The sequence below is a fragment of the Bacillus sp. 5w2 genome (assembly GCF_054353775.1).
In genome coordinates this window covers 562,949-589,746 of sequence record NZ_JBTIWT010000002.1, presented here as the reverse complement: position 1 = coordinate 589,746, position 26,798 = coordinate 562,949, and the positions used below count along the sequence as shown (strand labels likewise).

Below are 26,798 nucleotides of genomic sequence, written 5' to 3'. Positions count from 1 at the left end.
AGAATCTTGGCTTTTTTTATTACTCTTTCGGGGCAATCATTTTTTTCGGATCGACAATTTCATCAAATTGTTCTTCTGTTAGTAATCCAGATTGCAACGCTGCCTCTTTTAAAGTTAACCCATCTTTATGAGCATGCTTCGCAATTTTCGCTGCATTTTCATATCCAATATGCGGGTTTAATGCTGTAACAAGCATTAATGATCGATTCACATTCTCTTTAATTACCTCTTCATCTGCTTCAATACCCACTGCACAATTATCATTAAATGAAACAATTGCATCTGCTAATAAGTGAGCGGATTGTAAGAAGTTATATGCAATAACAGGTTTAAATACGTTTAACTCAAAATTACCTTGGCTCGCAGCAAATCCAATTGTTGCGTCATTTCCCATCACTTGCGCTACAACCATTGTTAATGCTTCACTTTGCGTTGGATTTACTTTACCTGGCATAATAGAGCTTCCTGGCTCATTTGCCGGAATAATAATTTCTCCTAGACCACTACGTGGACCACTTGCCAGCCAGCGTACATCGTTAGCGATCTTCATTAAATCAGCAGCTAATGCTTTTAATGCACCATGCGTATATACAACTTCATCATGGCTCGTTAATGCATGGAACTTATTTGGTGCAGAAATAAATTGTTTACCTGTAAATTGGCTAATTTCCTCTGATACCATCTCACCAAATTTAGGATGAGCATTAATACCTGTCCCAACCGCAGTACCACCAATTGCTAACTCTTTCATATATGTATTGCTCTCTGCAATCATACGCTCTGTTTTTTCAAGCATACGGTGCCATCCGCTAATTTCTTGCCCTAATGTTAACGGCGTTGCATCTTGTAAGTGTGTTCGACCGATTTTTATAATATGTTCAAATGCAGTTACTTTTTCTGCTAACGTTTCTTTTAATTTCGTAATTGCTGGTAATACGTGATTTTCTACTGCGATTACACATGCTACATGAAGCGCTGTTGGAAATGTATCATTTGAACTTTGAGACATGTTCACATCATCGTTCGGATGAATATGTACGTCAGATCCCTTCTCTTTCAAAATTTGATTCCCTCGATTTGCAATTACTTCATTCACATTCATGTTTGACTGTGTACCACTACCCGTTTGCCATACAACAAGCGGAAAATGTTCATTCCATTTCCCTGCAATCACTTCGTCAGCTGCTTCCACAATTGCTTCTGCTTTTTCTTCTGATAGCTTTCCTAATTTTTGATTGCTAAGTGCGGCACTCTTCTTTAAAATTGCAAATGCTTTTACAATTTCAAGCGGCATTTGCTCAGTTCCAATCGGGAAGTTTTCTTTACTACGTTGTGTTTGTGCTGCCCATAATTTATCAGCTGGAACTTGTATTTCTCCTAATGTATCTCTTTCAATTCTGTACTCCATTTTTTCATCCCCTTGAAAATAAAATACCTACATTTCTCATTTTAACAGACTTTCATCCAAATGATAAGAATTCTCACTCGTATATATAAAAAAAATACCTTCTGCCATCGCAGAAGGTATTTTTTTATGATGCTTCCTTTCCTTTTTCAGCATCATCTACATACCAAATGAATTTGCCTGTATATCCGTAAATAACTGCCAAAATTAATGAAACAAAGCTTAACCACATAAACGGAACGTATGAGAATGTTGCTACACCTAAAATACCAGCCATAAAAATACCATTATCTGACCACGGAACCATACCAGAAGTTAACGTTCCACCTACCTCTGAGTTACGTGCTAATACACGGCGGTCTATTTTTAATTTATCATAGCTATCTTCCATAATTTTTGGTGTTAAAATCAGTGATACGTACATCGCACAACCAAATATATTAGCTAAGAATGCCACGATTAATGTAGACAATGTTACATTACCTGCAGAATTTAATTTCTTCTCAAATTTTGATACAATTACTTTTAAAACACCTAGTTTTTCAAGTAATCCACCAAATCCTAAACCGAAAATAATAACGGCTACTGAGCCAAGCATACCGTTAATTCCACCACGGTTTAATAACTTGTCAACAAACTCAACACCAGATTGAATTGAGAATCCGTTATACGCTGTTCCAATCGCCTCTCCAAAGTTCATTCCTTGGAAAAGAGTTGCCCAAATTGCACCAATTAAAGCTCCCATTGCAATTGTTGGCATAGACGGTTTCTTCATCGCTAATAAAGCAATAACAATGACCGCCGGAACAAGCATCCATATTTTAATATCAAATTCCTTTAATAAAGCTTCTTTTAAAAACTCTACTCGATTCAAGTCTACATTATCGCCGCCATACATCCAACCAGCTACAGTAAACATAATGCTAGTAATAATATAAGCCGGAACATCTAATACGAGCATAGCTCGAACGTGAGCAATAACATCTACTTTTGCCATAGAAGCTGCAAGAACTGTACTGTCAGAAAGTGGCGATAATTTGTCGCCGAAATAAGCTCCTGAAAGAACTGCACCAGCAACAAGCGGAAGTGGTAAGCCAAGTCCTTCACCAATCGCCATCATAGCAATACCTGCCGTTCCAACTGTTCCCCATGATGTTCCTGTCGCGATAGAAGTTATAGAACAAATAATTAATGTTGCTAATAGGAATATGCTAGGGTGAATAAACTCTAATCCATAATAGATTAATGTTGGTACTACGCCACCAGCAATCCACGTTCCAATTAAAGCACCTACTGCCACTAAAATCAGTATTGCTTCTAATCCGTTAGAAATCCCTTTCGTAATTGCATCTTGCAATTCTTGATAACGAAATCCTAATCTTAATCCAAGCGCAATTACTAAAAACCATGAAATAAATAGCGCTAATTGAATTGGGAGATCAAAAATCGTTTGGAAGGAAAAGACAACAGCAAGAAATAGTAATAAAAGAACTATGATTTCTAGCATCGATGGTAATCTTACACTTTTCATTTTTTTCTCTCCTTACAAGTCGATAACATGACGTATGTCGTCTTACATGTATGTAATATACAATTAGCGAAGACAAAACAAAATTTTCATATTATTTCGATTTATTTTTCCAGTATAATATATGGACACCTTTTCTATTGTAAAAGTAGATGCTACTTTTCGCAATGGAAAATATAAAAAATGTTACATTTTTTATATATAACAATCAAAGAGTAACTTTTTTAATATTTGCCACCATAAAACTTTTTACTATTATCCTCACCTTTTTAAGGAATATCATTATTCTCCACATAAAAAAGCACACATCATTCAAATGATGCATGCTCTACTTTTATTTATACATATCTTGTATTTCTTCTTTATTTTTAAGTATTTCCACAAACTTATCGCTACAACCTTTCGGAAATAACACTCCGAGCCCATATGAATGCTCAAACTGAAAATGAGGATACTTCGCTTTGACCTCATCCCAAAATTTATACACACCGAAGTTCCGATTTTTCACCTCAATATCGTGAAATAACACGATACCGTTATTCGCAAGTTTCGGTAACCATGTTTTATAGTCATGAGAAACTGCTTCATACGTATGATAGCCATCAATATGCAACAAATTTATTGTTCCATCTTGAAACTGATCCACAGCCTCGTCAAAAGTAGACCGAATTAAATTACCTATATGAGGGTAACTCATGTCCGTGTATTTACTCACTATTTGAAAAACACCTTCTCCATATGGACCTGTATGCTCATCTCCTGCCCAAGTATCTACAGCAAAACATTTTGTAGATAATCCTCCATCTTTTACCCCTTGGCAAAAACTGAAAAAAGAAGCTCCTAAATGGGTACCTAACTCAACTAATATTTCTGGCTTTTCAAATCTTACTAAATCATAAGCAAAGTTTAAATGTCCCACCCACGCAGAATTCATACGAATATATGGACTATATTGATCAAATTCAAATGTTGGTTTATGAGTAACCCAGCTCATCACATGTCTCCTTCTACACATATTTTTAACAAACCAAATTACTCTTATCTTTATTTTTTTATCCGCTTGATTATGATTTAATTTTATAATTTTATCTCGCTTTATTTAACCTATTTACTTGTATCGTAAACATAACTGGAACTACTCAACTTCCCACCTTATAACACAGAAATTTCAGTTTATTTTTTATTCATTTCGTGATATATTGCATACTGTATCCAAAACTTATTTTTAGAGAAGGAGAATTAAAACTATATGAATCCAAATCGTTTAAAAGGAATCATTATGGTTGTAATCGGTGCTTGTTTATGGGGCTTGTCCGGAACAGCAGCACAACAACTTTTTCAATATGAAAATGTTTCAACCGAATGGTTAGTTACAATCCGATTGCTTATATCGGGCGTTATCTTGCTCATTATTTCATCATTCGGAACGAACAAAAAAGAAATATTCGGTATATGGAAACAAAAATCTGATGCTACTAAAATGATATTGTTTGGCCTATTCGGTATGCTTGCTGTTCAGTACACGTATTTTGCTTCTATTAAAGAAGGAAATGCCGCCGTCGCAACATTATTACAATATTTAGCTCCTATATTTATTACTGTATACTTACTTTTCAAATGGAACGTTCGTCCATCAAAAATTGATTTCATTTCCATTACCCTTTCATTAGTAGGCACTTTTCTCTTACTAACAAACGGGTCCATTCATAACTTAGCTGTTTCTACACCAGCTATTATTTGGGGTATTTTATCTGGATTATCTCTTGCTTTTTATAGTTTATATTCAAAGGGATTACTAGAAAGATGGTCTTCCTCTGTTATCGTTGGATGGGGCATGATTATTGGGGGTATTGGTGTAACGCTTCTACACTTTATTTCTACGAAAGAATTCATTTTATTATCGACTATGAAGTATATAAAACTAAGTACCCTACCGCTCATCACATTTGTCGTCATTTTTGGGACACTTATTGCATTTTATTTATACTTAGACAGCATACGATACCTGACTCCGAAAGAAACGACATTATTCGGTTGTACAGAACCACTCGCAGCTATTATTTCTTCTGTACTTATATTACACGTACCATTTCAATCTTTTCAGTTATTAGGGGCTTTTTGTGTCATTGTAATGGTGCTCATCTTAAGCCAAAAACCGGATAAAGGGAAACCAGAATTAAAGCTTGTTCATGAGAAAAAAAAGAATATACAATGAAAGGATTGAATTCACTATGCCTGTCCCTCAAAATTATAAAAAACCAGGAAGAGTTTCGGCAAAATCACTCGTTTTAAATCAACTACAAGATTGGATTATTGAAGGTGTACTGCAGCCTGATGAAAAAATTAATGATGGGGAGTTAGCTGAAGCACTAGGAGTAAGCAGAACACCTGTAAGAGAAGCACTTCAAATATTAGAGCTTTCTGGATTAGTGGAAATGGTACCTGGACAAAAAACAAAAATTGCTCCTATTAAGTTAGACGACGTATCTATTATTTATGAAACAATGGCTGGCCTTCACTCTATTATAGGAAAGCAAGCACTTCAAAATATTACAGACTCTGATATGAAACTACTTTTTGAAATAAATGATGATTTCCAGCGCTCTATAGAGAAAAAAAACGCAAAACAAGCTTTAGAATTAGATATACAATTTCACAATACAATTTCTTCTATTGCTAAAAACCAATATATTGAACCCTTTCTAGAAAATATGCAACTTCATGTTTTACGCCTTGAATATTTGTTTTTCCAAAACTTTGTTCCAGCAAGTCAATCTATTGAAGAACATCACTCTATCATTCAAGCATTGCAGAAGCAGGACGAAAAACAATTGGAACAAATGATGTCTCAAAACTGGCTCCGTCCAATGAAAGAAATACAAAAAATAATTTCTACGAAATAATAAGAGAGCTGGTTACACAAAATCGTAACCAGCTCTCCTTTTACTAATCTATATAGTTATGCCTGAATATCTGCATAATTTTCCATATCTTCGTACTCTTCTTCCAATTCCTCTAAAGACAGCTCGTATAATTGTCGGTCACGAATTTTAAACACACCTGCCCCAATTAACTCATCAATTAAATGCCTCTTACGATTTTCAACAGCAAAACGGAGTTGACTACTCATCTTTTAAAAAACTCCTTTCTACAATCATTGAAAATGATAATCTTTATCAATTACCACTTTTGATTATAAAAGATGACTCTTTATAAGTAAAGTAATTTCATGAAATATTTACCTTACAAAGTATTTGTGGCCACATTATATATATGTATGCTCCGCGAAAAATGTTATGACACTTTTTCTTATCCTTTTTCTTTCATACTTTGCAAGTTGTCTCAATATGATGAAATTCACCATCTATTTCTACTTGAATGGTGACATGTTCTACATGAAACTTCTCCTTTAATACATCCGTAGCCTCTATTAATACATTTTGCGTTTCATTACCTTTAATAATTAAGTGGCAAGTTAATACTTGAAAATCCGATGTGACAGACCATATGTGCAAATCATGAACTTCTTTTACAACCGGAATATTTAATAATGTACTTTTTACCTCTTCAACATTTATGTGCTGTGGTGCACCTTCCATTAATATATGAACCGTATCACGTGTTACACGCCATCCACTAATAATGACTAAAATAGACACAAGAATACTAGCAATCGCATCTGCAGCAGTCCATCCGAAAAATTTAATAAGTAACGCAGCAATTATCGCTCCAACTGATCCTAATAGATCACCTAGTACGTGTAAGAAAGCACTTCTTAAATTCAAATTCCCCTTCACATCTCCGCCTCTCATTAATATCCAAGCTGATAAAATATTAATAAGTAGACCAAGTACAGCAATAATGAGCATCCCATTACTAGCAATCTCCACTGGTTCTTTAAAACGGCGAATTGCTTCAATAAAAATGTATACTGAAATGACAATAAGAACGACACCGTTACATAATGCCGCTAACATTTCGACTCGCTTATACCCGTATGTTTTCGCAGTTGTTGCTGTTTTTTCTCCAAGCTTAAACGCAAGTAAACTTAAAGCTAAAGATACCGCATCACTTAACATATGCCCCGCGTCAGATAGTAGTGCTAAGCTATTTGTTACAAATCCTCCAATTACTTCAGCAATCATAAAACTTGTCGTTAGTACGAAAGCAATTAGTAACGCCTTTTTATTGTTAGAATGACCGTGATCGTGTGAATGTCCCATACAGACGCTCCTTTAAGTGCAATATCTGTATGTTAGTATGAAACAAACTCCCCATCTTTATCCTAATTCCTCTGTATACACACTTCGCTGCTTTTCAAACAAGTCCTTTTTCTCAAATAAAAACAAGACTACTTCTTTTTTATTTTCATATTGTTTACTAAAGAAAGAATTTTTAAGGAGGTTACGAAATGAAACGTTTATTTCTCTGTATGGAGCGTGAACTTGTTGTAGTGAAAGAACAATATGGTAACTATGAAACAGCGTATCACTTACAAAATATGCAACCTACCTGTATCGCTGTTGATCCATTTCAAAAGAATCGTGTATATTGCGGAACATTTGGACGAGGTCTCTGGTTAAGTGACGATAGCGGAGATTCATGGAGACCAATTGGAGATTCTTATCGTTACTTTGATTTTCCAAAAGAAGATGGTATTTTACATTCTTCGATCACTTCCATTACGATAAGCCCTAATGAACAAGTTAACGGCTATGGCGTCGTTTATGTCGGCACAGAACCGAGCGCTTTATTCCGCTCAGAAAATGGTGGTGAAACGTGGACGGAACTGAAAAATATGAAATCATTATTATCTTCTTATACGTGGGCTTTCCCGCCTAGACCTTTTACTCATCACGTACGCTGGATTACAGTGGATCCACAGAATCCGAATACAATCCATGTTTCAATTGAAGCTGGTGCTGTTATTCAAAGTAACGATAAAGGGCATACATGGATTGATAAAAAATTCGGTGCTCCTATCGATGCTCATCAATTACTTATGCACCCTGAAGCCCCAAATCGCCTTTATGCATCATGTGGTGACGGATTTATGGGCGGACCTGATCGCGCATACCTTGAAAGTTATAACAGTGGAAACAGCTGGATCTCATGCAGTGAAGGACTTGAACATCATTATTTATACAGCTTGGCTATCGATCCGGCTGATTGCGATACAATTCTCGTTTCTGCCGCACCGAGTGCTGATCTCGCTCATCACCGTATACCTTATGAATCTTTTATTTATCGTAAAACGAAAGATACTCCGTTCCAGCAAGTACAGCAAGGACTACCATCAGCAATCGGTACAGTTATTTCGATGTTTGCGACAAACGAAGCAGAACCACATACATTTTACACTTTAAATAACAATGGCGTGTTTCAATCCACTACTAGCGGCGAATCGTGGGAACAACTAAACATTCCGTGGAAAGATGAGTATAAAACGCAGCATCCGCATGCATTGCTCGTAACTAATTCTTAACGAAAAAAGACTGCCTAATGGTTTTAGGCAGTCTCTCTTCTATTTCTTTAAATCAATGACAATATCATCTAACACTATATCTTTACTCTTCGCTTCTTTTTTCGGCACTTCAATTTTCTTCTCTTTTCCATTCACATACTCCACTCCACCATGATTTTCAGGTGTATGAACTCGTAAGTGTACGTGAGGTGTAACGATAAGCTTTGTTGCATTTTCGTTCAACTTTTGGAATGTAGCACTCCAACTACTTTTATGTGGCTCTGCTACTGTACTAGTTCCTCCATTTCCTTCACCTGCATATTTATTTCCTAAATCATCTTTTATTTCTAATTCCACATCAGCGCTATCCCATATACTTCGTAACGTCTTAGATTCTTCCTGATTGAAAAAAACGATAAATGACATCGGGGTTACTTCCATTTTGTCTATATTTACTTTTATTAATTCATTTTCAGAAACCCTATTAACCTTTACTTCCTTACTATCCATTGCTTTTAAACTAAGCGCGAAATTCCAGTTCCCCTTTATTGCATTACCTTCATAATCCAACTCAATTGCCTCTATATCCCACCAAACATTTGCAACATCTAACCTTTCACTACCATGACCACTCATCGTAGTCATACCTACATATTTTCCCTCTCCAACTTTTGTAACGTTCGAACTACCTCCTCCGCCATTAAAGCCCATAACTTGCGGACTTCCAAATGGGAACGGTTTCTCTCCTAAGTCTTTATCACTCTCGATAGAATATGTGAGTGTGATTGTTCTACCATCGAACACAGCATCATTAATTGTAACCTTAACCCCATTACTCTCTCTCGTCATATTCAATTCAGTCGAAAACTCCTTATAATTTTCATATAACCCTGTTCTACCATTATCTAAAAATCGGAATATATCACCTACAATTGGCAATCCCCCTGCATATGTAGGAAACCCAATACCAAGCGTTGCGACTGATAACCCTACTAAAATAGATGCAGCAGCAACACCTTTTTTCCAACTTTTCATCTTTTTCTTCGTACGTATCGATTGTTTTACATTGCGTTTTACTTTTTCTTTTTCAATTTCAGAAGCCTCAATTTCCTCAAGTTCTTTTTCATCTATATCAATATTATTTAATAGTTCATAAATGTCTTTCATATTGCACTACCTCCAAAACTAATATTCGTAGCATTTTGTTGTAGTTTCTTTTTTCCCCGGTACACACGATTATCTATCGCTGCCCTGGTTAATCCTAATTTCTCCCCGATTTCCTCTGTCTTCATACCAAGGAGATATTTCATAATGAACACTTTTTGATCTAACGGTTCTAATTGATTAATAAGCTTCAATAATTCTTCCCTATCTTCCATAACGATTAATTCGTCTTCCGCTGATTTTTCCGTACTGATATGAAACTCATCTGAAATAATTTCTACTTTTTTAGTCGCTTTCCGGTAATAATCAATCGCCTTAAATTTTGCGATCGCTGCAATCCATTTTTTAAAATCATTCGGCTCTCCATGAAACTTATTTGCGTTAATCCAAATGGAAAGAAATATATCGTTTACACATTCCTCTATGAGTCCATCATTTTGAACTGGAAGAAGAACTTTGTGCGTAATCCCCTTTATGAGTGGTAAGTATGTATCGATAACAAATTCTAGCGCATCTTCTTTTTGCCGCTGTAATCTTTTTATAAAATTTTTCTCATTCGATTTCATGTAGCGATTCCCCTTATATTTTTGTAAAAGCTTTTACACCCTATATAACGTCTTACAAAATATTTTCTCTCATCTTTTTTTATTTTTTGTATGTAATGGAATACTTTCCCTTAGCCATTGTCTCACATAACTACGCATTCAAAGAAAATTTTCTCAAGTCTACACTTTAATTCATGTAGTACACTATTTATATGGTCATCCTTTAACTAGGTGTACATTTTATTTCGTTAATCTACTTTTCAACATTTTAAATTAGGAGATGAGATGTGTATGTGTGGAATTACAGGTTGGGTAGATTGGAAGGAAAACCTTTCAAATCAACATGTTATTTTAAAAAAGATGGCAAATCGTATTCAGCATCGCGGGCCTGATGCTGAAGGGTTCTGGTTTTCACCTCGTGCGGCCTTTGCACACCGGCGTTTAATTGTTATTGATCCAGAAGGCGGGACGCAGCCGAAGACATTTCGTGCTGGTGATTATACGTATGCTCTTACTTATAATGGAGAAATTTATAATTTCCGTGAGCTTAGAGAACAGCTTCGAAAATGTGGTCATGCATTTGAAACGAATTCAGATACAGAAGTATTACTACATGCATATTTAGAATGGAGAGAAGACTGCGTACAACATTTAAATGGTATTTTTGCCTTTGCAATATGGGATGATCAAAAGCAACAATTATTTTTAGCACGTGATCATTTAGGCGTAAAGCCACTCTTTTATACAGAAAGAAATGACAGTATTATTTTCGGATCTGAAATAAAAGCATTATTAGCTCATCCATCTGTTCCTGCTGAAATTGATTCGGATGGCATAAACGAAATATTTGGATTAGGCTTATTTCGAACTCCAGGATGTGGCGTCTTTAAACATATTCAAGAAGTGCGTGCTGGACATTCTATAACGTTTACACGTGATAAAAAAGTAGTTAAGAAGTATTGGAATTTAGAAAGTAAGGTTCATACAGACTGTACTGAAGAAACATCATCACATATTTTATCTATTTTACAAGATACAGTAAAAAGACAATTAATTGCGGATGTTCCTCTCGTCTGTATGTTATCAGGAGGATTAGATTCTAGCGGGATTACTGCACTAGCAGGAAAAGAATTTGCTGCTGAAAATAAAACACTTCATACGTATTCCGTTGACTTTGTAAATAGCGCAAAAGATTTCGAGCTGACATTTGCTCGCACTGGTTTAGACGCTCCTTGGGTAAAACGTGTTTCTGAACATGTAGGGACATCTCATCATGACATTATTGTGAATGCTGAAGAATTAGCAAATCACTTATTCGTTCCCCTCCGTGCAAAAGATTTACCTAGTGCTGGCGAAATGGAAACTTCACTATATTTACTATTTTGCGAAATGAAAAAAGATGCGACTGTAGCTTTATCCGGAGAATCTGCTGATGAAGTATTCGGTGGGTATCCTTGGTTTCACCAAGAAGAATTACTATATGTCGATAAGTTTCCTTGGCTAACAAATTGGAAAAACACCTCCCCTCTTCTACTAAATGAAGTAAGTAATCAATGCAACTTAGAAGACTATATTGATACACGATTCCAAGAAGCGATACTTGAAGTCCCTACTCTTGAAGGTGAAAATAAAAAATCCGCAAAACAACGTCAAATGTTTTATTTATTTTTAACGAGATTTCTCCCATTCTTACTTGACCGTAAAGACCGTATGAGTATGGCTGTAGGATTTGAAGTTCGTGTACCGTTTTGCGATTATCGATTAGTTGAATATTTATGGAACGTTCCTTTCGATATAAAAAGCATTGATAATATTGAAAAAGGCATTTTACGTAGAGCACTGCAACCTGCTTTACCTGACGATGTACGTAATAGAAGAAAAAGTGCTTATCCAACTTCACAAGATCCACATTATTTACAAACAATCCGTCATTTATCACTCGACATGTGCAGTAATAAAAACAATCCTATTTTCTCACTTATTAATCATTCCACATTACTTGCCATTGCCGATCAAAGTAATAAAGACATTAACAATTTTGAAGCAAGAAGTGCTATGGAATATATGCTTCAAATAAATGAATGGTTAAAAACGTATCACATCCATATCGCTTAACAAAAAGGAGTTCAAGGGTAAAAACCTTGAACTCCTTTTATATTAATTAGCACATTGTTTATTATCAGTGTCAATGGACCATCCAATAATTGTGGCACAATCTCTACCTTTCCACTGTAGTACATTTGTTAATACTGGTTCAATCTGCAGGCTATTTCCGTCGTGCAATATTTCTACTAAAGATTGATCATCATCAAACCTTCGTTTATCACATTCTAAAATACCGTCCGTTGCCATTACAATGTGATTCATTCCTTTTTCTAATCCCCTTACACCTGACGTAAAACAAGGGGTATTTGCTGCGAAAATATTTTTCCTACCAATATATTCGTAATTCTTCCGTTTATTTAATCGCCCTTTACCATTCTTCGTTTTCTCAGAATGGAATAAATATGCGAAACAATCACCAACTGATAGCCAATATAAAAATTCGCCTTTTCGTAAACAAATTAAGCATGAAAGTTCCTCATCATCTTGATCACATTTTTCAATAAACAGCTCATCTGTAAATAACGCTAATAAGTACATATGCGTATGATGAAAAGCTAAATGTATCGGATAGGAAAATAACTCTTTTAGTTTCTCTTTTCTTTCTGAAATTGCTTCTATTATGTAATCTATATTTTTTGTTTTGTGGTGTGTATCAAAAATCATAACAAATTCAAATTGTAATTCAGGATCCCACCAAGCAAGCACCGCATCTCCGCGTTCATATGCATCACTCTCTTGATTTCCCCCATATACGCCGACTGAAAGAGGACCACATTTTTCAACATGTATTTCATCTACATACATCTGCTCATGACTCATCCATTTAAATGTATTCACAGCTATCATCCTCTCTCTTGCTAAATGTATACCTTTACACATAGATTACCTTATATTTCAATAAAAATAAACTTTTTCAACATTTTTTATCCAAATAAAAGGATTTTATCTCTATACTCACGAATATATCTTATTATACGATATAAAAATAGGGGGATTTATCATTATGAAAGACATCAATCAACATTGGGAAAGTATTTATTATCACTTACGATATGAATATGAAGACAACCTTTCCCACCAAGCCATTCGTATTTTACAAATCGCTTCTCGTGAGAAAGATATAACAATTGGAAAAGTCGCTACTGAGCTTAGTCTCTCTCATAACACAGCGTCTGAACACGTAAAACGCCTTATTCAAAAAGGGTTTATCATGAAAGAAAGAAACAAACAAGATGAAAGAGTTGTGAACCTTACTTTAACGAAAGAAGGCATTGAAGTATTAGAAAAACACACTTTACTCGATAAAGAAAAGATAAAAATATTAGAATCACAGTTATCAAAAGAAGAACAACAATTAATTGAAAAAGCCTTTTCGTTATTAGCGAAGGAGGCAAAATATGCATTTCCTCGTTAAAGTAATCGTTTCGGCACTTATTATTGGCGTTATTACTGAAGTCGCTAAACATTTTAGTACGATAGGCGGCTTTATTGCTGCCCTTCCTCTCGTTAGTTTACTGAGTCTATTTTGGATTTCTTTCGAAGGCGGGAACAAACAAGAATTGAGTCAATTTGCTATAGGCGTACTATATGGATTTCCTGCATCCGCACTACTATTATTTATCGTTTATATTGGTTTAAAAAACTCATTTTCACTTAGTACATCGGTCCTATTCGGTGTAGGTGTTTGGTGTATTGTTTTTGCTTGCCAAAAATTATTTCAAGCTTAGTTAGGAGGGTTTACTATTTATAAATTTGTAGAGGTATTGGAGCAAACTATAGAAGTATATATAAAAGGAAGTAGTAAACAAACGGTAGTTATTCAAACCGGAATGACTTGCTCATTTTATGATTGGCTTCCTATTATAGAAAAGCTTTCGCAGCACTTTACCGTCATTTCATACCATCGCCCAGGTTACGGAAAAAGTGAACTAGGAAATTATTCGCGTACTACAAGACAAGCGACAAACGAACTACATATGTTACTACAGAAATTAGCTATTCACGAACCTATCATTCTAATCGGCCATTCCTATGGAGGCTTATGTGCACAACATTTTGCGATGTTACATGAAGATAAGCTACAAGCACTTATTTTAGTTGATTCTACTTCTATGAACTTACACCGATTAGATGAACTTCATCTACCAATTTCTGATCAGACTGATTCTGATGATATGTGGCTTCAAAAATATAATACATACTCCAAAATGGATGTAGACATGCTTTATAATGAACTAAAACCTATGCTAGCCGATCAATCAAGACAGCAAATTGAATTTTCTACCTCTCCTTCATTATATAAAGCGACAGCTTCTGAACTATGTGAGTGGAAAAATTGTGCTCACTCAATAATAAAGCTATATAAAACATTAGAAACACCTTTAATCGTTATCGGTAGAGACCCTCAATATTCTATTACTCAGTTGACTGAGGGTGGCATGCCAAAAGAGGAAGCGATACAACTTGAAGCAATGTGGCAAGAACTGATTCATGAACAATTACAAATCTCAATAAATAACCAATATATACTTGCCGAACATGCTGGTCACGGAATCGAAAATGATCGACCAAATATTATTATTGAAGCAGTTCAATCTCTACGAATAAAAAAAGGAAGCAACTAAAGCTGCTTCCTTACTTATCTATTCATAATCTTCTTCATCATCGATTTCTTCATAATACGAATTCCCATTACTTACATATATAGGGCCATTCGCAACGTCAATACGTAATACCCATGCCCATGGCACAGCTAAACGTTTATGTATTGCTCGCCAAAAGCTCATTGATTTTCTTTCGTACTCCTGGAACTCCTGAAGTAACTCTTTGTAGGAGGAACCGTCTAACTGAATATTTGCTTCTAACAAACGAGAATGGGCATAGTACTGCAGCTCTAGTTCAGCAGCAATTTCCATTTCTTCTTCCGTTGCCATACCAATAATTGCTCCATCTGCTGGTGCAATTTCATATACGTTGTGAACTTCAATAAGCCCTTCTTTCTCTTTCTCAAACATGTAAACAGCCTCCTTTAACATATATTTTTTATGTTACAAAGTCATACTTCTACAATAACATCTCTCTTTCCTCTTTTTTTGATAAACTTTTACAAATTATTTACCCCGCATTAACGGGCAATAAGACCCCCACCTCAAAATTCAGCGAAAGCAAAGAAGTTAGATGGGGGATCAACTGCCCGTAAAAGCCCGATTGGTTCAACTAATAATCAGTGGGGGATGAACAAAACCCCCACTGATTAAAGTTTCACTTTATCTGATAATCTGTAGACTGTATTCTTTCAGCAGAAATAAAACAATTATTATCAAAAGTTAATTTATACACGTCAGGCATATGAAGGGTTTTCCAAAACTGAAAATCATATTTCGAATCAAAATAATTCATGAGTAATACCATAATATTCCCATGAGTACCTATTACAATATTCTTACCTTTATATTTTTTTAATATACTTTGCATACATATTACAGCGCGTCTTTGTGCTACATCATTGGATTCTCCGCCTTTGTGGGCAAAACTCCAATCTTTCCACACTTTCTCCATAGCATCATTAAAATCCTGTACCGGCTTTGTACTTACTAATCTTTCACGTAAATCTTCTTCTATTTGTATTGTTACATTATATGTATTTGCGATTCCTTGCACAGTTTGAATCGCCCTTTTATACGGACTTGAAATTACAGCATCAATATGTTTATCTTTTAACAAACGTGTTACATTCTCTGCATCACAATACCCTTTTTCAGATAAAGGACGCTCCCGTTCTTCTTTTGTATATGTAGAGTGGGCATGGCGAACGAAATATATTGTCGTCATTTATTCATCTCCCTTTTCCGTTTCTATCCAAATTCAATACATTACCATCAAATCCCTTTACCTTTATAATAAGTACTGTCAAATTTAAATGTTGATTTTCATATTAATAAAAGGGAAACACCTCATATGGTATTTCCCTCAATTAAAATAGACTACATTCAATTAAATACTTTATCAATTTTATTTCTATCGTATTCTAATATCCAATCATTATATGTATTATAAATATCCCTAATTGTATCAGGAGAGGTAGCTAATACATCACAACCTCTATCATCATAAACGTGAAATATAGTATTCTTGTTTATATTTATAAAATACACCCTATGAAAAATACTCGGTTTTATTCCCATATCTTGATTACAAATTGCTTTTAGCATAGAAATGTATTTCAAGTCAGAAACTTTACATTTCAAAGTATATCTATGTGTTTTATATACCCCGTCTTCATCGTCTTCTGGAAAAACATAAGGGATTGTATTTTTCTTTAACTTAAGCAAAGCCGACTTCTCTTTTACATACTTAGAAAAAATATTCAATTTGTGTTTGAAAGTTTCACCGTTTGCATAGTCATTTACATCCACTACAATATAAATATCATCTTTTGTTGCATGTAAAGACTGAAATAAAGCAATCGCTCTGTTATAAACGCCTTCTAAATATGAGCAATTTTCATAAATGTTATTGCAATCATAGTCCACACCTAATCTAAAACGAATACCAATAGCCCCATTATAAAATAGAGGTGGTCTAAGTTCTAAATTTGGAAACGTTTCAAGCATATACTCCTTCAACCTCATCTCAACACCTACCTTTAACAGCATCTTGTTTACATAATAAAATTATTTCGTTATAATTTATTTCTGAATTCCTCACTTGTTATAATATCTCGAATAAAATAATCTACATTATTTCTCAGTTTTTGATATGCAACTTGATCTTCTATATCGTTAAACATCATGACAACTTCTACCTTATTCCCTTTCTTATCTGTAGTATACAAGCTTTTTGTCAATACGAATGCGGTAGAACCACCTTTTTGACCAGCATATTCGAACTTACTATTTTTAACTGTTCCTTTGAAAATGTTCTCGATTTCTTCTTGCATTGATTTTGGAAAATACTTTCTACTATTTATCTTTTCCATTATACTCATATAATCTTTGGCGTTTGCACCCACTAATCGATCTGACCAAATCCGCTGAAATTCCATATCTACCTTTAATGGGATATCCCGTTTTTTCCATTCTTCTTCATCTTTCATCCATTCATGAATTTGTAACACATGCTGATTATACTCATCCTTTGACATGTTACGTATCATTTCTAACGATTGATTTTCTGGCTCATGAAGCTCTTTTTCTACATACCCTCTCATATATAGTGAAGCAGTATACGAAGAGAACTTGTCATGACTAGTAAGCTCTAACTCTTTTATACTTTCATTTACTCTTTCTATTCCAAGCTTATCTAACAAATATGTTGTATTTGCATTAGAACTATAATGAATCATCCCTTTAGCAACTTCTTCTAAAGCAATTTGCCCATTTCTCACTAATTCTCTCACTTTAGCATCTTCTAACCAGTCAGGATGTGCTCCACCATCAGTGTTTTTAACGTAATATTTTTCTAGCTCCTGCAATGAAATTTGTTCATCTCGGCTTATCTTTCCTTCTGACACTTGCTTAGCAAATTCAACTGCTATTACGATTTTCGCCGTACTCGCTAATGGTAATTTTTTATTTGCATTTATAGAAGTTAATACTTCCCCATTTCTTTTAATAAGTAATGAACATGTTTCATCGTCTTTATGTTCTTTTATGTACTTTAATACGTAATCAGGATCTTCTTTTGATAAATAGTACTTCATAATGACAAAGAAAGCTATAACGGCTACTATAATCACTCCTGCAACAATTCCTATAATCTTTAATATGTTCACAATATGCCCCCTCTATAAAGTGAAACTATAATCAGTGGGGGTTAGTTCATCCCCCACAGATTATTAGTTGAACCAATCGGACGTTTACGGGCAGTTGATCTCCCACCTAGCTTCTTTGCTCCAGTCGAATTTTGAGGTAGGAGTTTTATTGCCCGTTAATGTCGGATAAATTCCCTTCTATATAATAATTATAACGAATAAAAATACAAAATTATACAAAATAGAGTAACTCTTCCTAAAAAAAGAAAGAGTTACTCTATTTCACATGATGTTATATGTCCATTTAACGTAACAACTATATTTGAGTCGTCACTTTCTTTAACGCTTTTTAGTCGATTTGAGTTAGGAGGACCAATTACAACTGACTCCTTAATTGGCGAAAGGTCCTTCTCTAATTTTTCTGCACTTACACCGTATGCAGCTTGAAATACTTCTGGTGGTGTTAATCTAAGTATGTCTGATCCTTCTGCTGTTTCAAACTGATCGTTATTGAAGAACAAATGCAATTGTACTTCTTCTGTTACCGCTGTGATCCAATGCCACCATCCCATTGGAATAAATACAGTTTGCCCCGCTTTTACATGATAATTTTGCAATTGATTCGTTTCGGGATTTAATATGGATGTAACTGCTTCTCCTGATACAACAACATCCAACTCCCACGCATTCGGATGCCAATGCGGTTCTCGCATATGCCCTTTTGTCATAAACAAATCAACAAACGCCCCTCCTATCATCGCTGGTAACTGCGTTGACGTAACTTCATATGCAACGTTTTTCTCATCCCTTTTAAAAAAGATATTTTTTCTCGAATCAAAGAAAAGATTTGGAGTTCCTGAGCTTTTCTTTAAATTTTTATTATCTGGAACATAACCGGAACTACTCATTTTATCCCTCTTTTCCACTCCGAACGTTTCCACCTTCACACTGTATCGTATGGCAAAAACTTACGAATGTGCCTAATCATTCACATAACAAAAAAACACGCCTCATAATGAGAGCATGTTTTGTGATATTCTTCACATTGTTTCGTTAAAAAATAATCTTTTTACTTACCATGATGTAACATTAAATCACTTAGTTCTTCTTCAATGTGATTTAATTTCGCAACGCATTCTTTCCATTTATGAATATAACGTGAAACCCCAACGAAAAATAAAACGATAATTGTAGAAAGAATAATACCATACACGATTGCTACAGTACTCATAGTTACACTTCCTTATAATTAGTAATGTTGTTATTAGTTATGTTTTTATTATAAACCTTTTTCTTTTAAAATACTTCGATTTCAACTTTTTGTAACAAAATTGATTTTTCTCACAATAATTCATAACATTATAATGCTAGAAGAAGTCTTTTTCAGATTCCTTCTAGCATTCATATTCACAAAAAATTCACAGAACTAAAACTCTCATTCATAATCCTTTTACTTTACACCGACTGAAACTGTTTCTGGCAATGTGCTACCGCCATCAATGACAATATGTGTACCCGTTATGTAGCTTGATTCATCGGATGCTAAAAACCCTGCTAACTGACCTACTTCTTCTATTTTCCCTAAACGTCCTAAAGGAACACCTGAAGCGATTCCATCGATGACGTTACTCGGCTCATTTGGATCAGATTCATTTGCTATTTGCTCTGCCATTGGTGTCATAATGTAACCTGGGCAAATTGCATTTACAGTAATATGATGTTTTGCAACTTCACGTGCTAACGCTTTCGTAAATCCCCAAATTGCTGCCTTCGTCGTTGCATATGCAGTTTCACCTTCATCAGCAACCAATGTCCCTGTTACAGAAGACATATTCACAATCTTCCCGTAATTTTTCTCAATCATATATGGCAATACCGCTTTAGAAAAATTCCATACACCATTAATATTCACTTGAAATTGAAAATCACGCATTTCATCTGACATATCTAAAAAATTTGCAAGTCGAATAACACCGGCGTTATTTACTAATACATCAATCTTTCCGTACTTCTCATATGCATCTTTCGTTACTTCTTTTACAGCATTCATATCAGCTACATCGACTACATAACTCGCAGCATCTAACCCTTTACTTACAATATTTTTGGCAGTCTCATGAACTGTCTCTGAAATATCAACAAGTAATACTTTCGCCCCTAGCTCTGCAAATACATGAGCGATCCCAGCTCCGTTCCCCATCGCAGCTCCTGTAACAAAAGCGACCTTACCATCTAATTTCCCCATTTTATAACCCCCTTATAATATATAGAAAACCTTTACATTTTTATCATACCAAATATTCCCTCTTATTCTTTACACATCTCCATTTGTTAAAAAACGTTCAAAAACAGGGAAATTTTTCACAAATTATACAAAACTTCACCATATGTACTATTACCATATGAGTTATATTATTTAATAGAATAAAGGGGATGATATACTATGACGACTTGGTTTATTGTAATGTTAGTTGTATTTGGGGCATTTAAAATTATTGTTTCTAGCCTTCCTAACACTGTTATTGAATCCATTATTAGCAAGTACGAAACACATCCACAACTTGAAGAAGAGAATGTGACTGTTACAATCCATGGAAATAACGTAGAAGGTGAAAAGAAATCCAAAATTATTCATGATTTTAACGAAGGTTTATTTTTAGATCGCTATTATGCACCACCACACAATGAAGGTACTCCTTTAATTATCAATGCAAAACGTGGCAAAAAAGATTTTACATTTTATATTTATAGTCATGAAGAGCATGTTGATGTTCTAAAGCAACATAAAAAGAAAGTAGTTGCTTATAGTTTACGTTCTAAAAACCTTCAAAATAATGATATGTTCGTGTCAGCTGATTTAGCTTAATACCCTTATATTTAAAAAAGGAATCCATGGTATATGGATTCCTTTTACTATTCACTGAAAAATAAGCTCTGTCTTCAAACTATCTTTCGGTAACAGCCATCCTTTTTGTTCTAAACTCTTCATTAATAATTCTCTTTGTTCTTTTGCAATACTTTCCTCTTTTGTTTTAAACGACACTTCTATTACGAAATCATCTTCTATTTTCCCTGTATTACTTAGTGGCCAAACTTCAATATTCGTTTTAATATTTTCAAATTGAGCTGTATACCTTTTCATTAATACAGGACCATAAATACGAGAATTCTTGAGCATTGCTTCTCCCCAATTCGTATACAACCATTTGTTCATTTTCCCTGGTAACTTTTCTATTAACATGTTTTGAGCAGCTTGTTCGTTTGGTAAATCAAGTACTCCATATCCTTTAGCACTGTAACTTTTCTTATTTGAAATACTTAACGTTTTCTTCTCAAATCCCCAATCTACTTCCGCCTCATAATTATCGGTTTTACTATCAAACCCATCTTTTTTAGCTACTTCTAGTGCATCTTGAATTACACCATTTTGAATCGGATATCTTTTTTTATATGTTAGCTCAAAATCTTTACTAAATTCTTTCTTTCGAATCCTCGCAAACCAACCTTCATTACTTAAATTTTTATTTTCTGTATCTAAAAATTGCACTTGTATTCTTTCATAATTTGTACCAGCCTGGAAATATTCTAGTACTTCTTGCTTCATCTCTTTGTTATAACCTAATACTTGTTCTGGCTTTAATAATAACTTCACTTCAAAACTAGGTTTCATTGGACTAGCAGTAAACCCTTCCTTAACGTTATAAAGGAAACAACAAAAGAAAATGCTTACGAATACAAATACCTTTTTCATATACCTATCCCCTTTATATTTTAAATGACTTCTATACGTTCCATAGTAAGTGAATATATATTTTCATATCCTGCTATGCTAAGCTTTTTCTGTAATCGATCCGTATCCTCTTTCAAAGCGTGTACTAACACCGTATGTTCTGGTAATAATGTATTTAACATCTCTTTCACATCTCTTATACTTTGGTGAACTTTATATGGAACTCGCTTCACCCTACATTCTTTACCTACACGTTCTTTCAAAACTTTGTCTGCAAAACTCCCTTTAGCAATATGTCCAGTAAATATAATTGAATTTCGTTCTTCATACCGAACTTGTTCATAATATAACTGCACTCGTTTCGTTTGCATATTCGCATCACTCATTACAACTATTCCATAACTATGTTGTGTACTGATGTCATCATCCATAACTATTACGTTTCTTTTTAAACTTTCCATTAGCTCTTCAAGTTCTTCATTATTTTTGATCCAATCTTTATATACGATCATCTCTTCGAATCCAGCCAAAATTTCTTGATCTACTATAATGGGAAGTTCTTTATATTTTTTATATAAATACAATACGATATCTTGCGCCCTACCGAGCGGTGGCAATGGTAGTAATGCTATTCCTTTCTTTTGCGCAACTCGTTCAATTTCTGTACACAGTTCATTTACTCGTTCATGTTGCGAAACATCATCAGTATGATAAGCTGCATCTACAATTGCAACTTTTATATCGCCGCGCAATTTCTCAGGTAAATTAGCTCGGAGTATGTTAGACTCTGCTGAATAGTCGCCAGAATAAAATACATATGTATGACTCATATCCACTAAAAACCAAACAGCCCCTAATACATGTCCACTATACCCCCATTGAAACCGTAATGTAGGAGTAATCTGTACCCATTCATTCGGATTACTAATCTCATCAATATATACATAATTTAAATCTTTAACATTTTGGTCGTTATAAGGTACATTCCATCCTCGCGTCAAATTGTAGTTTCTCCATTTTTCATAATAAGTTGGAAGTTGCTCCTTCGTATAACGAGTCGTCCAAATTTTTTTCTTATATCCATACTTCGCTAATAAAGGTAAACCCATCGTATGATCTTCATGAATATGCGATAAAAATACTGCATCTAAAAACGGCACAACTTCCCTCTCTATTTTTGGATAACTATCCTCATATGATCGATTAATACCACAATCAAATACTATTTTCGTCTCTTTATTTTTCACAAAATAGCAGGAACGACCGTATTCTCCCGCTCCTCCCCATACTTCCATCCTCATCATGCTACCCCTTTTCGTTTTTGCTCCATATGTTGCAGAAGTAATAAGCACATTGTTGTAAGTCCAACAGAAACGACAGCCATCGCCATTCCTATAGATACTTCTCCTTGTTCAAATTGAGCAAAAATAAATGTTGCTGACGTTTCTACTGATGGAGGTAGTACGAGAAGCGATGCTACTAACTCTCGTATCGATATCGTAAATGTCATCGCCCATCCAGCAAGAATACCTGGGATAATAAGAGGTAATATTATTTTTCTTAAAATATAAATATAATTCCCAGAAAAAATACTTCCTGCCTGTACAAGAGAATCATCAATTTGTCCGAGCGATGCTTTTACATACTGCACCGTATAAGGTAAAAAAAGAACAACATACGTTACGATAACCATGACTGGTGTATTGTAAATAGACAGAGGCATATAGGGTGAATTCCAAAATAATATAAGACCTACAACCATCACAATTCCTGGTACCATATTTGGTAACATACCGCACATATCAAGCCATTTTTCAGAGGACTTTTTCCCCTTTCGAATCATAAGTGCCAAAAATACTCCAATCATTACAGCAATTATCGCCGTTATAAGTGAAAAAAGAAAACTGTTCCATAAAGCTTCTAATCCTGGAGATCCTATTGTAAATAATGCTTCATAATGGCTTGTTGTAAAGTTATTTAACTGCAAGCCGCCGCCCCTTAATTTCGATAATGAAGCAATAAGTATAGAAAAATACGGGATTCCAATTGCTACTATGAGTAAAGCAATTACATAAAACCATGCTACAATGCGCGTAAATATAGACAATGTATACCTTTTAGATTTCACACCTTTTCCACTAACCATTGCATATGAGTACTTTCGATTCAATACATTTTGCATATACCAAATGAGCATACACGCACTAAGTAATAAAGAAGATAATGCTGTTGCACTACTAAAATCAATCGGCCAACTCGAAATAAATTTATGAATCTCTGATGTTAACACGTGGAACCCTATTCTACGTCCGAATGTAGCCGGTGTTCCAAATTCAGCAATCGTCTTTACGAAAATGAGTAAAGCACCCATTACATAACTTGATACTAATAATGGCAATATTATTTTTCTTAAACGATAGAAAAAGCTTCCGCCATGAACTGCTGCCGCTTCTTCTTTACTACTTCCAATTTGAAGTAACGTATTTTTCAACATAAAGTAAAGGAATGGGAATAAATGCAGACTCATAATTAAAACCATACCACCTAAACTAAAAAACGAGGCTGAAATCGTCTTTAGCATCGGAAAAAACTGTTCGAAATAGCCGTTCGGTTGCATGAACAAAATCCATCCCATCGATCCAATATACGGCGGTGTCATAAATGGGATCATAAAAACAACATCTAGCTTACTATACTTTCCGACATCTGTTTTGCTCATAATGAACGCCAATGGAAATGCAAATATGGTTGCTCCTATTACTACAAGTACACCTAGAAGCATCGAATTTAGAAAAATCCCAGCTAATCCACCACTCTGCATGAGTTCAAAAGGCTTTAAAAAATTCCAACTGCTATTTTCATATACACTAGAAAATAAAATGAGAAAAAGCGGAATGACGATTAACATCGCCACAAGTAACAACGCTACCGTCATTCCAATTTGTCTTACTGAAACGAATCGATTTACCATGTAATCACCATCTTATTGGAATACTTTCTTAAATTGTTTTCCTATTTCATCTTGTTCTTTCTCCACTGTCTTCCAATCAATATTTAATACTGGAATCTCTTCTACATTCGGTCTATTTTCAGCTTTTATATCTGTTCTACCTGGTAATAAATACGCTTTAGAAATTTGTTTTTGCACATCATCTGATAATAAATAATCAATAAACTCTTTTGCACCTTCTACATTTTTACTATCCTTCATAATGCCTGCTGCACGTGGGCTAATAACTGTTCCGCTTTTTGGATATACGATATCAACTGGTTCACCCTTTGCTTTTGCACTATACGTCATATAATCAACACCCGCAATGACCATATCTTTTGCACCTGTTACTACTGGATCTAACGCTTCTTGATTTGCCCCTGCTACTGTAACTTCATTTTTCTTAAGCTGTTCAAATAAATTCCAACCATCTTTTCCATTCTTTTTCACATATCCTGTTACAAAGTCTAAAGCTGAACCTGAAAGTGATGGATCTGGAAGGTTCACTTTTCCTTTCCATTCCCCTTTTGTTATATCGCTCCAATCTTCAGGCGCTGTCTTCACATTTTTTGTGTTATACACAATTCCTAACGCTGAAGCACTATATCCGAAATAATGCCCTTTATCGTCCGACCATTCAGAACGAATCTTATCAGCTTGTTTCGCTTCTTTATAAGGTAACGTTTGTCCATCTTTCTTTAATCCTTCCATCGCTGGTAAAGATGCAAGTACGACTACGTCAACAACTGGATTTTTCTTTTCAGCTTCCATTCTCGCTAAAATCTTACCTGTTGTCCCTTGAAACATTTCTACTTTTATACCAGTTTTCTTTTCAAAGTCTTTTTGAATTTTTTCTGCTAATCCTTTTGGCCCTGCACTATATACAACAATTTTCTTTTCATTCGCATTTTTATTTTTGGCATCTGCACTACCTGTCTTTGAACTACACCCTGTTACTACAGCAGAAAATAGTAAAGTACATACAAATAAAGACTTAAGCGAACTGAATTTCTTCATACGATTCTCCCCCTATATGATGAATACATTTTTTCGGTACATATAACGATACTGGTTTCCCGATGCTTAGCTTACTATTGTGATAAGCTGTCCATACACCAAGTGTCCCCATGTCTACTTTCACTTCATAACGTTCTCCTACATATGTAACGTGCCGAATTTCACCTGTATACATTTCGCACACTTCATTTTTCGTCCAACTCACATGCTCTGGACGAACCATTTGTTTCCCCTCTACAAGCCAATTTGCCTTACCAACAAATTTTGCAACAAATTCATGAGATGGCTTCACATAAATATCTTCTGGTGTTCCTTTTTGTAATACTTCTCCTTGTTTCATGACAATAATTTGGTCTGACATTGACATAGCTTCTGTTTGATCGTGAGTGACATACAATGCCGTTAAACCGATGGAATGAACGATGTCCATAAGCTCTAATCGCATTTCTTCTCGCAAAATTGCATCGAGTGCACTCAGCGGTTCATCAAACAAAATAAAATGTGGTTTCGTTACAATCGCTCTAGCAAATGCGACACGTTGCTGCTGTCCACCAGAGAGTTCATGCGGATATCGTTTCTCCATCCCTTGCAAGCGAACTCGCATTATTGCATCTTCTACCTTTTCCCGCAATTGATTTGTTTGCTTTGTAGCCCTTAAACCAAATGCAACATTTTCAAATACTGTCATATGGGGCCATAAAGCAAAATCTTGAAATACCATCCCGATATTACGTTCATGAGGAGATGTTTTTATTTTTTTCGCACTAGAATACATACACTTATCTCCAAAATAGATTTCACCTTTATCCGGCTCCTCAAGCCCTGCAATCATTCTAAGTAAAGTCGTTTTTCCGCATCCCGAAGGCCCTAAAAGTGTGGTGAATTCCCCTTGTTTCATTACAATTTGTAACGGTTTTAACGCCTGCGTTTTTCCAAACTTCTTTTCTAGTCCATGAATTTTAATATCCATCGTTTCACCTCTCTCCCCTCATTCTTAACCTGCTTTCATTCTATATGGAAGATTTATACTGAATGTTAATGTACTGTAAAGATTAAATTAAAAAACTTCTAATAAACTATTTATTTCTATAGATT

General features: G+C 34.8%; 28 protein-coding genes. 8 read left to right on the top strand and 20 right to left on the bottom strand.

The features are described 5' to 3' along the window. Window positions 1-19: 19 nt before the first annotated feature. The 3 genes from fumC to ACXY7N_RS07380 form a co-directional block, all read right to left on the bottom strand. Window positions 20-1,408: a class II fumarate hydratase gene (gene fumC, locus ACXY7N_RS07390; RefSeq protein ID WP_016134099.1), complete on the bottom strand. Its 1,389-nt coding sequence runs from the start codon at window positions 1,406-1,408 to the stop codon at window positions 20-22. Window positions 1,409-1,532: 124 nt separating this feature from the next. Beyond that, entirely contained in the window at window positions 1,533-2,936 is a 1,404-nt protein-coding gene (nhaC, locus tag ACXY7N_RS07385; RefSeq protein WP_016088471.1) for a Na+/H+ antiporter NhaC, read from the bottom strand. A 331-nt stretch (window positions 2,937-3,267) separates the two neighbouring features. Next, window positions 3,268-3,927: a class I SAM-dependent methyltransferase gene (locus ACXY7N_RS07380; protein WP_016088472.1), complete on the bottom strand. Its 660-nt coding sequence runs from the start codon at window positions 3,925-3,927 to the stop codon at window positions 3,268-3,270. Window positions 3,928-4,182: 255 nt separating this feature from the next. Here ACXY7N_RS07380 and ACXY7N_RS07375 point away from each other — a divergent pair, with 255 nt between their 5' ends. Beyond that, window positions 4,183-5,148, top strand: a complete 966-nt coding sequence (locus tag ACXY7N_RS07375; protein ID WP_098985849.1) for a DMT family transporter — start codon at window positions 4,183-4,185, stop codon at window positions 5,146-5,148. A gap of 16 nt (window positions 5,149-5,164) precedes the next feature. Continuing rightward, complete coding sequence (locus tag ACXY7N_RS07370; RefSeq protein ID WP_016088474.1) at window positions 5,165-5,836, top strand: GntR family transcriptional regulator; 672 nt, start codon at window positions 5,165-5,167, stop codon at window positions 5,834-5,836. A 56-nt stretch (window positions 5,837-5,892) separates the two neighbouring features. On the opposite strand, the gene fbpA is transcribed toward ACXY7N_RS07370, so the two are convergent. Both fbpA and ACXY7N_RS07360 read right to left on the bottom strand, forming a co-directional pair. Continuing rightward, window positions 5,893-6,063, bottom strand: coding sequence for a Fur-regulated basic protein FbpA (gene fbpA / locus ACXY7N_RS07365; protein ID WP_016088475.1), 171 nt, complete (start codon window positions 6,061-6,063; stop codon window positions 5,893-5,895). Window positions 6,064-6,256: 193 nt separating this feature from the next. After that, window positions 6,257-7,156 carry a cation diffusion facilitator family transporter gene (locus ACXY7N_RS07360; protein WP_016134097.1) on the bottom strand — a complete coding sequence of 300 codons (900 nt, stop codon included), beginning with the start codon at window positions 7,154-7,156 and terminating at the stop codon, window positions 6,257-6,259. Window positions 7,157-7,344: 188 nt separating this feature from the next. Here ACXY7N_RS07360 and ACXY7N_RS07355 point away from each other — a divergent pair, with 188 nt between their 5' ends. Then, complete coding sequence (locus ACXY7N_RS07355) at window positions 7,345-8,418, top strand: beta propeller repeat protein (protein ID WP_016134096.1); 1,074 nt, start codon at window positions 7,345-7,347, stop codon at window positions 8,416-8,418. A gap of 39 nt (window positions 8,419-8,457) precedes the next feature. Here ACXY7N_RS07355 and ACXY7N_RS07350 read toward each other — a convergent pair whose 3' ends face one another. Together ACXY7N_RS07350 and ACXY7N_RS07345 are read right to left on the bottom strand one after the other, a co-directional pair. Next, the gene (locus tag ACXY7N_RS07350; RefSeq protein WP_016134095.1) at window positions 8,458-9,564 is read right to left on the bottom strand and encodes a DUF4179 domain-containing protein; all 1,107 of its coding nucleotides are present in this window, start codon (window positions 9,562-9,564) and stop codon (window positions 8,458-8,460) included. Beyond that, entirely contained in the window at window positions 9,561-10,127 is a 567-nt protein-coding gene (locus tag ACXY7N_RS07345) for a sigma-70 family RNA polymerase sigma factor (RefSeq protein ID WP_016088479.1), read from the bottom strand. Before ACXY7N_RS07345 ends, ACXY7N_RS07350 begins: the two co-directional genes overlap by 4 nt. Before the next feature lie 270 nt (window positions 10,128-10,397). On the opposite strand from ACXY7N_RS07345, the gene asnB reads away from it, so the two are divergent. Continuing rightward, the gene (gene asnB, locus ACXY7N_RS07340) at window positions 10,398-12,221 is read left to right on the top strand and encodes an asparagine synthase (glutamine-hydrolyzing) (RefSeq protein WP_488592350.1); all 1,824 of its coding nucleotides are present in this window, start codon (window positions 10,398-10,400) and stop codon (window positions 12,219-12,221) included. A 42-nt stretch (window positions 12,222-12,263) separates the two neighbouring features. Here asnB and ACXY7N_RS07335 read toward each other — a convergent pair whose 3' ends face one another. Then, a complete protein-coding gene (locus ACXY7N_RS07335; protein ID WP_016088481.1) occupies window positions 12,264-13,091 on the bottom strand; it encodes a PP2C family serine/threonine-protein phosphatase in 828 nt (275 codons plus the stop codon). A gap of 124 nt (window positions 13,092-13,215) precedes the next feature. Here ACXY7N_RS07335 and ACXY7N_RS07330 point away from each other — a divergent pair, with 124 nt between their 5' ends. Genes ACXY7N_RS07330 through ACXY7N_RS07320 form a run of 3 tightly spaced genes read left to right on the top strand, consistent with a single transcriptional unit; the run spans window position 13,216 to window position 14,836 of the window. Further along, entirely contained in the window at window positions 13,216-13,626 is a 411-nt protein-coding gene (locus ACXY7N_RS07330) for a MarR family winged helix-turn-helix transcriptional regulator (protein ID WP_000651925.1), read from the top strand. Continuing rightward, on the top strand, window positions 13,610-13,939 hold the full coding sequence (locus ACXY7N_RS07325) for a DUF3147 family protein (RefSeq protein ID WP_016088483.1): 330 nt from the start codon (window positions 13,610-13,612) through the stop codon (window positions 13,937-13,939). The genes ACXY7N_RS07330 and ACXY7N_RS07325 overlap by 17 nt, the downstream gene beginning before the upstream one ends. 36 nt (window positions 13,940-13,975) lie before the next feature. After that, window positions 13,976-14,836 (top strand): alpha/beta fold hydrolase, encoded by an 861-nt coding sequence (locus ACXY7N_RS07320; RefSeq protein WP_016134091.1) that lies wholly within the window; start codon window positions 13,976-13,978, stop codon window positions 14,834-14,836. Window positions 14,837-14,854: 18 nt separating this feature from the next. Here ACXY7N_RS07320 and ACXY7N_RS07315 read toward each other — a convergent pair whose 3' ends face one another. The 7 genes from ACXY7N_RS07315 to ucpA all read right to left on the bottom strand — a co-directional run bounded on the left by ACXY7N_RS07315 (window position 14,855) and on the right by ucpA (window position 20,209). Further along, on the bottom strand, window positions 14,855-15,226 hold the full coding sequence (locus ACXY7N_RS07315; RefSeq protein ID WP_016088485.1) for a hypothetical protein: 372 nt from the start codon (window positions 15,224-15,226) through the stop codon (window positions 14,855-14,857). Window positions 15,227-15,473: 247 nt separating this feature from the next. Continuing rightward, window positions 15,474-16,043, bottom strand: a complete 570-nt coding sequence (locus tag ACXY7N_RS07310) for a histidine phosphatase family protein (protein ID WP_088083565.1) — start codon at window positions 16,041-16,043, stop codon at window positions 15,474-15,476. Between the two features lie 158 nt (window positions 16,044-16,201). After that, complete coding sequence (locus tag ACXY7N_RS07305; protein WP_488592349.1) at window positions 16,202-16,843, bottom strand: DUF3885 domain-containing protein; 642 nt, start codon at window positions 16,841-16,843, stop codon at window positions 16,202-16,204. Window positions 16,844-16,893: 50 nt separating this feature from the next. Next, complete coding sequence (locus tag ACXY7N_RS07300) at window positions 16,894-17,985, bottom strand: serine hydrolase (RefSeq protein WP_016136607.1); 1,092 nt, start codon at window positions 17,983-17,985, stop codon at window positions 16,894-16,896. A gap of 251 nt (window positions 17,986-18,236) precedes the next feature. Then, window positions 18,237-18,872: a cupin domain-containing protein gene (locus ACXY7N_RS07295; RefSeq protein ID WP_016134088.1), complete on the bottom strand. Its 636-nt coding sequence runs from the start codon at window positions 18,870-18,872 to the stop codon at window positions 18,237-18,239. A gap of 161 nt (window positions 18,873-19,033) precedes the next feature. Further along, window positions 19,034-19,195, bottom strand: a complete 162-nt coding sequence (locus ACXY7N_RS07290) for a hypothetical protein (RefSeq protein ID WP_016088490.1) — start codon at window positions 19,193-19,195, stop codon at window positions 19,034-19,036. A gap of 219 nt (window positions 19,196-19,414) precedes the next feature. Further along, window positions 19,415-20,209 (bottom strand): SDR family oxidoreductase UcpA, encoded by a 795-nt coding sequence (ucpA, locus tag ACXY7N_RS07285; RefSeq protein WP_016088491.1) that lies wholly within the window; start codon window positions 20,207-20,209, stop codon window positions 19,415-19,417. A gap of 198 nt (window positions 20,210-20,407) precedes the next feature. On the opposite strand from ucpA, the gene ACXY7N_RS07280 reads away from it, so the two are divergent. Then, on the top strand, window positions 20,408-20,830 hold the full coding sequence (locus tag ACXY7N_RS07280; RefSeq protein WP_488592348.1) for a YfmQ family protein: 423 nt from the start codon (window positions 20,408-20,410) through the stop codon (window positions 20,828-20,830). 51 nt (window positions 20,831-20,881) lie between these two features. Here the strand turns inward: ACXY7N_RS07280 and ACXY7N_RS07275 are convergent, their stop codons facing one another. From ACXY7N_RS07275 to ACXY7N_RS07255, 5 genes are read right to left on the bottom strand one after another with little or no spacing between them, the layout of a single operon-like run. Then, a complete protein-coding gene (locus tag ACXY7N_RS07275; protein WP_431153442.1) occupies window positions 20,882-21,715 on the bottom strand; it encodes a hypothetical protein in 834 nt (277 codons plus the stop codon). 20 nt (window positions 21,716-21,735) lie between these two features. After that, entirely contained in the window at window positions 21,736-22,998 is a 1,263-nt protein-coding gene (locus ACXY7N_RS07270; protein WP_016088494.1) for an MBL fold metallo-hydrolase, read from the bottom strand. Then, entirely contained in the window at window positions 22,995-24,665 is a 1,671-nt protein-coding gene (locus ACXY7N_RS07265) for an ABC transporter permease (RefSeq protein ID WP_098412634.1), read from the bottom strand. The genes ACXY7N_RS07270 and ACXY7N_RS07265 overlap by 4 nt, the downstream gene beginning before the upstream one ends. 12 nt (window positions 24,666-24,677) lie before the next feature. Beyond that, a complete protein-coding gene (locus ACXY7N_RS07260; protein ID WP_488592347.1) occupies window positions 24,678-25,703 on the bottom strand; it encodes an ABC transporter substrate-binding protein in 1,026 nt (341 codons plus the stop codon). After that, window positions 25,681-26,673 (bottom strand): ABC transporter ATP-binding protein, encoded by a 993-nt coding sequence (locus ACXY7N_RS07255; RefSeq protein ID WP_016134084.1) that lies wholly within the window; start codon window positions 26,671-26,673, stop codon window positions 25,681-25,683. The genes ACXY7N_RS07260 and ACXY7N_RS07255 overlap by 23 nt, the downstream gene beginning before the upstream one ends. Window positions 26,674-26,798: the final 125 nt, after the last annotated feature.

Coding starts and splice junctions, on each gene's coding strand:
- asnB (WP_488592350.1), top strand. CDS start 10,398: ATGTGTGGAATTACAGGTTGGGTAGATTGGAAGGAAAACCTTTCAAAT.
- ACXY7N_RS07275 (WP_431153442.1), bottom strand. CDS start 21,715: ATGAAAAAGGTATTTGTATTCGTAAGCATTTTCTTTTGTTGTTTCCTT.
- ACXY7N_RS07280 (WP_488592348.1), top strand. CDS start 20,408: ATGACGACTTGGTTTATTGTAATGTTAGTTGTATTTGGGGCATTTAAA.
- ACXY7N_RS07290 (WP_016088490.1), bottom strand. CDS start 19,195: ATGAGTACTGTAGCAATCGTGTATGGTATTATTCTTTCTACAATTATC.
- ACXY7N_RS07255 (WP_016134084.1), bottom strand. CDS start 26,673: ATGGATATTAAAATTCATGGACTAGAAAAGAAGTTTGGAAAAACGCAG.
- ACXY7N_RS07310 (WP_088083565.1), bottom strand. CDS start 16,043: ATGACGACAATATATTTCGTTCGCCATGCCCACTCTACATATACAAAA.
- ACXY7N_RS07330 (WP_000651925.1), top strand. CDS start 13,216: ATGAAAGACATCAATCAACATTGGGAAAGTATTTATTATCACTTACGA.
- ACXY7N_RS07325 (WP_016088483.1), top strand. CDS start 13,610: ATGCATTTCCTCGTTAAAGTAATCGTTTCGGCACTTATTATTGGCGTT.
- ACXY7N_RS07305 (WP_488592349.1), bottom strand. CDS start 16,843: ATGAGGTTGAAGGAGTATATGCTTGAAACGTTTCCAAATTTAGAACTT.
- nhaC (WP_016088471.1), bottom strand. CDS start 2,936: ATGAAAAGTGTAAGATTACCATCGATGCTAGAAATCATAGTTCTTTTA.
- ACXY7N_RS07295 (WP_016134088.1), bottom strand. CDS start 18,872: ATGAGTAGTTCCGGTTATGTTCCAGATAATAAAAATTTAAAGAAAAGC.
- ACXY7N_RS07270 (WP_016088494.1), bottom strand. CDS start 22,998: ATGATGAGGATGGAAGTATGGGGAGGAGCGGGAGAATACGGTCGTTCC.
- ACXY7N_RS07375 (WP_098985849.1), top strand. CDS start 4,183: ATGAATCCAAATCGTTTAAAAGGAATCATTATGGTTGTAATCGGTGCT.
- ACXY7N_RS07355 (WP_016134096.1), top strand. CDS start 7,345: ATGAAACGTTTATTTCTCTGTATGGAGCGTGAACTTGTTGTAGTGAAA.
- ACXY7N_RS07335 (WP_016088481.1), bottom strand. CDS start 13,091: ATGTGTAAAGGTATACATTTAGCAAGAGAGAGGATGATAGCTGTGAAT.
- fbpA (WP_016088475.1), bottom strand. CDS start 6,063: ATGAGTAGTCAACTCCGTTTTGCTGTTGAAAATCGTAAGAGGCATTTA.
- ACXY7N_RS07260 (WP_488592347.1), bottom strand. CDS start 25,703: ATGAAGAAATTCAGTTCGCTTAAGTCTTTATTTGTATGTACTTTACTA.
- ACXY7N_RS07380 (WP_016088472.1), bottom strand. CDS start 3,927: ATGAGCTGGGTTACTCATAAACCAACATTTGAATTTGATCAATATAGT.
- ACXY7N_RS07345 (WP_016088479.1), bottom strand. CDS start 10,127: ATGAAATCGAATGAGAAAAATTTTATAAAAAGATTACAGCGGCAAAAA.
- ucpA (WP_016088491.1), bottom strand. CDS start 20,209: ATGGGGAAATTAGATGGTAAGGTCGCTTTTGTTACAGGAGCTGCGATG.
- ACXY7N_RS07265 (WP_098412634.1), bottom strand. CDS start 24,665: ATGGTAAATCGATTCGTTTCAGTAAGACAAATTGGAATGACGGTAGCG.
- ACXY7N_RS07360 (WP_016134097.1), bottom strand. CDS start 7,156: ATGGGACATTCACACGATCACGGTCATTCTAACAATAAAAAGGCGTTA.
- fumC (WP_016134099.1), bottom strand. CDS start 1,408: ATGGAGTACAGAATTGAAAGAGATACATTAGGAGAAATACAAGTTCCA.
- ACXY7N_RS07350 (WP_016134095.1), bottom strand. CDS start 9,564: ATGAAAGACATTTATGAACTATTAAATAATATTGATATAGATGAAAAA.
- ACXY7N_RS07315 (WP_016088485.1), bottom strand. CDS start 15,226: ATGTTTGAGAAAGAGAAAGAAGGGCTTATTGAAGTTCACAACGTATAT.
- ACXY7N_RS07370 (WP_016088474.1), top strand. CDS start 5,165: ATGCCTGTCCCTCAAAATTATAAAAAACCAGGAAGAGTTTCGGCAAAA.